General features: G+C 64.7%; 6 protein-coding genes. 3 read left to right on the plus strand and 3 right to left on the minus strand.

What is annotated here, in order from left to right:
* Positions 1 to 139: 139 nt before the first annotated feature.
* Together AB7V09_RS07935 and guaA are read right to left on the minus strand one after the other, a co-directional pair.
* Entirely contained in the window at positions 140 to 1,153 is a 1,014-nt protein-coding gene (locus AB7V09_RS07935; protein WP_419143411.1) for a hypothetical protein, read from the minus strand.
* A gap of 510 nt (positions 1,154 to 1,663) precedes the next feature.
* Entirely contained in the window at positions 1,664 to 3,250 is a 1,587-nt protein-coding gene (gene guaA, locus AB7V09_RS07940; protein WP_419143412.1) for a glutamine-hydrolyzing GMP synthase, read from the minus strand.
* 452 nt (positions 3,251 to 3,702) lie between these two features.
* Between guaA and AB7V09_RS07945 the strand changes: the two genes are divergently transcribed.
* The 3 genes from AB7V09_RS07945 to AB7V09_RS07955 all read left to right on the plus strand — a co-directional run bounded on the left by AB7V09_RS07945 (position 3,703) and on the right by AB7V09_RS07955 (position 5,995).
* Complete coding sequence (locus AB7V09_RS07945) at positions 3,703 to 3,972, plus strand: hypothetical protein (RefSeq protein WP_075415433.1); 270 nt, start codon at positions 3,703 to 3,705, stop codon at positions 3,970 to 3,972.
* 363 nt (positions 3,973 to 4,335) lie between these two features.
* Positions 4,336 to 5,142: a protein-ADP-ribose hydrolase gene (locus AB7V09_RS07950; protein ID WP_419143413.1), complete on the plus strand. Its 807-nt coding sequence runs from the start codon at positions 4,336 to 4,338 to the stop codon at positions 5,140 to 5,142.
* The gene (locus AB7V09_RS07955) at positions 5,084 to 5,995 is read left to right on the plus strand and encodes a Sir2 silent information regulator family NAD-dependent deacetylase (RefSeq protein ID WP_081385386.1); all 912 of its coding nucleotides are present in this window, start codon (positions 5,084 to 5,086) and stop codon (positions 5,993 to 5,995) included. Before AB7V09_RS07950 ends, AB7V09_RS07955 begins: the two co-directional genes overlap by 59 nt.
* Before the next feature lie 10 nt (positions 5,996 to 6,005).
* Here the strand turns inward: AB7V09_RS07955 and AB7V09_RS07960 are convergent, their stop codons facing one another.
* Positions 6,006 to 6,404 (minus strand): nuclear transport factor 2 family protein, encoded by a 399-nt coding sequence (locus AB7V09_RS07960; protein WP_075371614.1) that lies wholly within the window; start codon positions 6,402 to 6,404, stop codon positions 6,006 to 6,008.
* Positions 6,405 to 6,543: the final 139 nt, after the last annotated feature.

The following is a 6,543-nucleotide window of genomic DNA, read 5'->3' on the forward strand; positions in this document are numbered from 1 at the left end:
CTGACTTATCCTCCAGACCACTGCGGGGGAACCCCAGTGATCTGGGGGATACGTACGTCCTCGGCGGGAATCGCAGTCCTCGACGGGCACGCCCGGGCTCAGCCAAGGAGCCCGTTCTGCACGTTGGTCGACGACGGCCCTAGAGCTTCCCCAGCAGCTGGCGCTTGGCGATAGCAAAGTCGGCATCATCCAAAATGCCTTCCTTACGCAGCTCATCCAACTCACGTAGACGTTTCGCGACGTCTTCAGTAGACATGCTCGGAGAACTCTGCGTCTGAGGCGGTTCGACCTGTCCGGAGGGGAGAGCAGGAGCGTTCGACATCGCGGGCCCACGCCCCAAGGCGGTCAGAACCGAGTTGCCCGTTTGCTCCAGGACAGCACCAACGCTCTCATGGTCTTTTCTGGGCATGGGGATGCCCGTTGTCGGATGCTTCACCTGATTCGTCAGCACATGAACTCTCTGGTCAGTGGTAATAGTCAGGACAGCCTTCGCCGACATGATTTTAGCAACCGTACCAGCCCCTGCGGCAGCAAGGCCAATACCACCTGAAACCGCCATCCCTACAGGGTGACGTTTCGCGATCATCGACACCACCTTGACTGCAGTTCCGGCCGTCGCAACCGATGGCGCAGCGACCGCACCAACCGCCCCAGAACTGCCACCGTCAGGGCGCTCAAAAGATATAGAGATCAGATTCTCATAAGGAGTCGATTCGTCCATCCAACAAGAACGTCCACCTTCATTGGGGCCAGCTACACGCACATACCCGTTCTCATAGATCTCAACTTCCGAAGCCCCAAACTCTCCACTCGTCACCCGCCTTCCAGCCATCCGAGCGCACTCGGCTTGCCGAAGACGCTCTTCACGCTCACGCTCCTCACGCTCTCGACGCGCCCTCACGCCGGCAGTCAGCGCCCCGATCGCCAGACTCTTTTGTTCAACCGCCGCATTCTTGACAGCCTGCCCCAGGGCGTTGAGTATTCCAGGCTCCTTCACAGGCTGTCCAACCGACCCAGCCACCTGCCCATAACCCACTGCACCAGGATCCCCCGGGACGGAGGAGACGTCCTGCACATAGACGCCCCATGCACGACCATCCCACCATCGTTGCTGGCCCGATCCGTCGTCATACCAACCTGCTGGGGCAGACATTTCTATACCTCCATTGACGAGCTTTATCGGTGCGATCGTAGCACTGTTGTCACCCCTCGGGAGAGGCGGGCTTCAATATCATTCAGCCCATAAAATAACCCCTACTTTTATCTCCTTTCACATACGGAAGTCGTACGCTTTATTGACCTACTAGTGATTTCATGACACCTCTTCTGACACCAAAGGGAAGCACCCCACCACCTCCGAGGCTCACGCAATCGCCACCCCAAGTCCCAACCTCACCGGATCGGGAACGTACTTCCTGCACGAGGACTAACTTTTCCTCCAGACCACTGGGGTTCCCCCGCAGTGGTCTGGAGGAAAAGTCAGTCCCCGGCGAGAATCGCAGTCCTCGGTAGTCAGGCCCCCCACTACCCCACCTGGCAGCCGACCCCGCCCCGACACAGGCAGGCACGCCGGATCGCGCTCACCACGAGCACAACAAGGCCCCGCCAGCGCATTGCACCGGCGGGGCCTTGCAGGCAGCGGGCTATCGCTCCGACTCGCCCATCACTCCCACTCGATGGTGCCCGGGGGCTTGCTCGTGCAGTCGAGCACCACCCGGTTGACCTCAGGCACGGAGTTGGTGATCCGGTTGGAGATACGCGCCAGGACGTCGTAAGGCAGGCGGGTCCAGTCCGCGGTCATGGCGTCCTCACTGCTGACCGGTCGCAGAACAATGGGGTGGCCGTAGGTGCGCCCGTCACCCTGCACCCCTACGGAGCGCACGTCGGCCAGCAGCACCACCGGGCACTGCCAGATCTCGTCGTCGAGCCCGGCGGCGGTGAGCTCTTCGCGGGCGATGGCGTCGGCGGCCCGCAGCACACGCAGGTTATCGGCCGTCACCTCGCCGATGACGCGAATACCCAGCCCCGGCCCGGGGAAGGGCTGGCGGGCGACGATCTTCTCCGGCACACCCAGCTCACGGCCGATGGCGCGCACCTCATCCTTGAACAGCTCGCGCAACGGCTCGATGAGCTCGAAGTCGAGGTCCTCGGGCAGGCCCCCCACGTTGTGGTGGCTCTTGATGTTGGCGGCGCCCTCTCCCCCGCCGGACTCGACGACGTCGGGATACAGAGTCCCCTGGACCAGGAAGCGGATCTCGCCGCCCTCAGCCCCGACAGCCTCAATGACCCGGCGCTGGGCAGCCTCGAAGGAGCGGATGAACTCCCGGCCGATGATCTTGCGCTTGGCCTCCGGCTCGGTGACGCCGGCCAGGGCGCTCAGGAAACGCTCGGTCTCGTCGACCGTGATGACGCGGATGCCCATGCCCTCGGCGTAGTCGTGCTCGACCTGCTCGCGCTCGCCGGCGCGCAGCAGGCCGTGGTCGACGAAGATGCAGGTGAGTTGGTCGCCGATGGCGCGGTGGACGAGGGCGGCGGCCACGGAGGAGTCCACTCCCCCGCTCAGGCCGCAGATGACGTGGGCGTCGCCCACCTGCTCGCGGATGCGGGCCACCTGCTCGTCGATGATGTTGTCCGGCGTCCAGGTGGCCGGCAGTCCCGCCTCCTTGTGCAGGAAGTTGACCAGGGCGGCCTGCCCGTGCTCGGAGTGGAGGACCTCGGGGTGCCACTGCAGCCCGTAGAGGCGACGGCCCGGGTTCTCGAAGGCAGCCACCGGCGTCTGGGAGGTGGAGGCGGTGACGGTGAAGCCCTCGGGGGCGGCCTGGACCGCGTCACCGTGACTCATCCACACCACCTGGTCATCCGGGGTGCCGTCAAACAGGCACGAGCCCTCCGCCACACGGGCGGGGGTGTGCCCGTACTCACGGGTGCCGGTGCGTCCGACCGTTCCGCCCAGGGCCTGAGCCATGGCCTGGAATCCGTAGCAGATGCCCAGGACCGGCACTCCAGCGTCGAAGAGGGCCGGGTCAACGGAGGGGGCGCCGTCGGCGTAGACCGAGGAGGGGCCGCCGGAGAGGACGATGGCCGACGGCTGCTTGTCCAGCATGGCGGCGGCATCCATGGAGTGGGGCACGATCTCGGAGTAGACACCGGCCTCGCGCACGCGGCGGGCGATGAGCTGGGCGTACTGGGCGCCGAAGTCCACCACGAGGACAGGGCCGACGGCGCTGGAAGAAGTCTGGCTGGTCGTCACCGGAACAGAATAGCCGGGGCGGCAACCAGCCGCCTTCCGCCCTGCCGGCCGGCGACGACGCCACCACCTCTCAGCGTTGCCCGCCACCACAGGATGACTAGACCAGTGGTTGACGTCGCACTCCTGCCACACACGTCACGTCTCCGTATCAAAACCACCGAGACGCCAGTCCCCTCAATGTTCCTCTGAGACCAGGATTCCCCTCAATGACGCCACATTCGGACACGCACCTGTGAGGGTGAGCCACCCCTCTCCCTGCGACCCCTGTGATCGACGAACCACCGACGCAACGCACGTCACGATCCTTTGTCTAGACAATCGGATGGAGCGTTCCTAGAGTTCTACGTGACGGAGAAACCTCCGTCCGGCCCACGGGCTGCACACAGTCGTGCAGGGACGCACGACTCATGGTCAGGCGGACCTGCTCGACGCACACCGAGAGGAACACTCACATGACCGCCACCATCACCGAGCGCCCCACCCAGACCGTCGAGACCACCGCTGCCACCACCGCCACCCAGGCGACCACCGGCACGCAGACCGACGCCAACCGCCTCACCTTCGCCGTCGCCATGATCGCCGTCATGTTCGCCGTCATGGTCATGGCCGTTGTCGGCGCCGTCACCGGCATCCCGACCCTCATGTTCGCCTCCTCCGTCCTGGCCGCGATCACCATGGGCGTGGGCATCTACACCGGCGTCAACCTCCTCGAGGCCCGCTGAGCGTAGACGACTCCAACGAGCTCACTGGAGCTCCACCGGATCCGGACCACGCATCACAAGCAACGCAGGACCCGGACCCAGCCCGACAAGGGCGCAGAACAACGAGGCTGCGCGGCCAAGGAAGCCCGCGCAGCCATGGCAAACCGAGGGGCACCGCACACGCGGCGCCCCTCTTCTCACACCCCAGAAGCACCCCCGTCGCAGGCACACGTCACTGCCTGTCGACGCAGCGACGGCTGAGCGCTCCATGACGGACGCCACGCGACACCCACCTTCCTGGGTTTCTATCTAACACCTACTATCCAATAGTAACTAAGTATCTCACCCGTCATCGGTAGAGAGGATCATATGTCTCCAGGTCCATTGACGCAGTCTCAGCGCAGCACCCTCGTTGATACATCGCTGGCCCTCCTGCTTCAGGAACAGCCCAACTGCCAGCAGCTCCTGGACACCGTCTCGGCCGGCGACCCTGGTCGGCGCCGACTGGCACTGCGGGCCCTGCTCGCCATGCGACCCGCCATTCCACTATCCCCTGAGCTGAACTGTTCACTGGAGCGGCTCCTGGCTGCCGAGGCGGCCGAGCGAGAAACCGTTGACGCCCTCAGCCTGCCGGGAACGGAGGTGGACCCGCGCCTGTCTCTGTGGCGCGGCGACATCACAACGATCCGGGCCGATGCGATCGTCAACGCGGCGAACTCCGCTCTCCTCGGATGCTTCCAGCCGCTGCACGCCTGCATCGACAATGCCATCCACTCGGCCGCCGGCCCCGGACTACGCCAGGAATGCGCAGACATCATGGCCGCTCGAGGCCGTCCCGAGCCCACCGGCACGGCAACCGTGACCGGCGGCTACCACCTGCCAGCCGCCTACGTCATCCACACCGTCGGGCCGATCGTGCAAGGCAAGCCAACCGCTGAGCACGAGGCGCTCCTGGCCTCCTCCTACCGTTCCTGCCTGCTCGCTGCCGAGGATCTGCGGGCCACCAGCATCGCGCTGTGCTGCATCTCCACCGGCATCTTCGGCTACCCCAAGGCCGAGGCCGCCGCCGTCGCGGTCCGCACCGTCCGCGAGCTGCTCCCCCGTTTCCAGTCACTGACAAAGGTGGTCTTCAATGTCTTCGATCCAATCGACGAATCGATCTACCGCGACCTCCTCGACCCTGACCGCTGAGAGCTCAGAGGCGATCCGGCGTCTAGCCGACGCAGCCTCCCAGGCCGACGCCGTCGTTCTCGGTGCCGGGTCGGGACTGTCGGCCGCAGCAGGTCTGTCCTACTCAGGCCCCCGATTCACACGCCTCTTCCCTGACTTCATCGAGCAGTTCGGCCTGAGAGACATGTACTCCTCCGGGTTCTACCCCTTCCCAACGCCGGAGCACCGGTGGGCGTACTGGTCCCGGCACATCATGGCCAACCGCTACGACGAGCCCATCCTCCCCCTCTACCAGGACCTGAGGGCCATCCTGAATGGTTTGGTGGACACGGACTACTTCGTCATCACCACGAACGTCGACCACGCCTTCGCCCGCAACGGCTTCGACGAGTCGCTCGTCTTCGCCACTCAGGGCGACTATGGACTGTGGCAGTGTTCCGTCCCCTGCCACGCCGGGACGTGGTCCAACGAGTCGGCCGTGCGAGAGATGGTGGAGCGGCAGCGGGACCTGCGCATTCCATCATCGTTGTTGCCCGTATGCCCCAGGTGCAAGGAACCTGCGGCGATGAACCTGCGGGTGGACGGCACCTTCGTGGAGGACGAGCAGTGGCACGACGCTGCTGAGCGATACCGCCGATTCCTGTCCGAGCACGAGTCGGATCGGGTCCTCTACCTGGAGATCGGGGTGGGGTGGAACACGCCCTCACTCATCAAGTTCCCGTTCTGGCAGCGGACCTACGCCAATTCCTCGGCCGTCTTCGCCACCCTCAACCAGGAGCCGGAAATCCCCCGACAGATTACGCAGCGCTCCATCGCCGTCCCCGGGGACATCGCCGCCAGTATCGAGGCATGGAAAACTCTGGCGCAGAGCTGACGCGCCGGAGTCAGAACATGCCGTTGTCGTTGGCAGAGGTCTCCGGGATCACCTGGAGCACGTCCCAGTGCTCCACGATCCGGCCGCGCTCATCGAGACGGAAGATGTCGATACCCGCGTAGTCCTCCGACCCCGGCCACCGCTGGTGGCAGTGCAGGATGACGTAGTCCCCCTCGGCGAAAGCACGCACGAACTCCACGCTCTTGCCAGGGTAGTCGCGAGCCATCCGCTCAAAGTACTCGACGAAGGCCTCCTTGCCGTCGGCCACATGAGTGTTGTGCTGCCGGTACTCCTCGCCGGCGTATCGCTCCAGCGCCTCCCTCGGCCGGCACTGATTGAACATCAGGTCGTAGAAGGCCTTGACGTTCTCCTTGTTGCGCTCCAAAGTGCGCTCCAGCTCAGTGGACATACAGGACTCCTCCTTCGCTCCTTGCGATGGTCACCATAGTCAGTCAGACGCCCTCCGCGGCCTGTGACGCACCGCAACGACACCCAAGGAGGCTTATTCACAGGGCTAGCCGACTCCAGCATCTGCGCAGGTCAGTGCA

The organism is Actinomyces sp. SKVG-SVH-4(1) (assembly GCF_048514265.1).
GTDB lineage: Bacteria > Actinomycetota > Actinomycetes > Actinomycetales > Actinomycetaceae > Actinomyces > Actinomyces oris.

Coding starts and splice junctions, on each gene's coding strand:
- AB7V09_RS07955 (WP_081385386.1), top strand. CDS start 5,084: ATGTCTTCGATCCAATCGACGAATCGATCTACCGCGACCTCCTCGACC.
- AB7V09_RS07935 (WP_419143411.1), bottom strand. CDS start 1,153: ATGTCTGCCCCAGCAGGTTGGTATGACGACGGATCGGGCCAGCAACGA.
- AB7V09_RS07960 (WP_075371614.1), bottom strand. CDS start 6,404: ATGTCCACTGAGCTGGAGCGCACTTTGGAGCGCAACAAGGAGAACGTC.
- AB7V09_RS07945 (WP_075415433.1), top strand. CDS start 3,703: ATGACCGCCACCATCACCGAGCGCCCCACCCAGACCGTCGAGACCACC.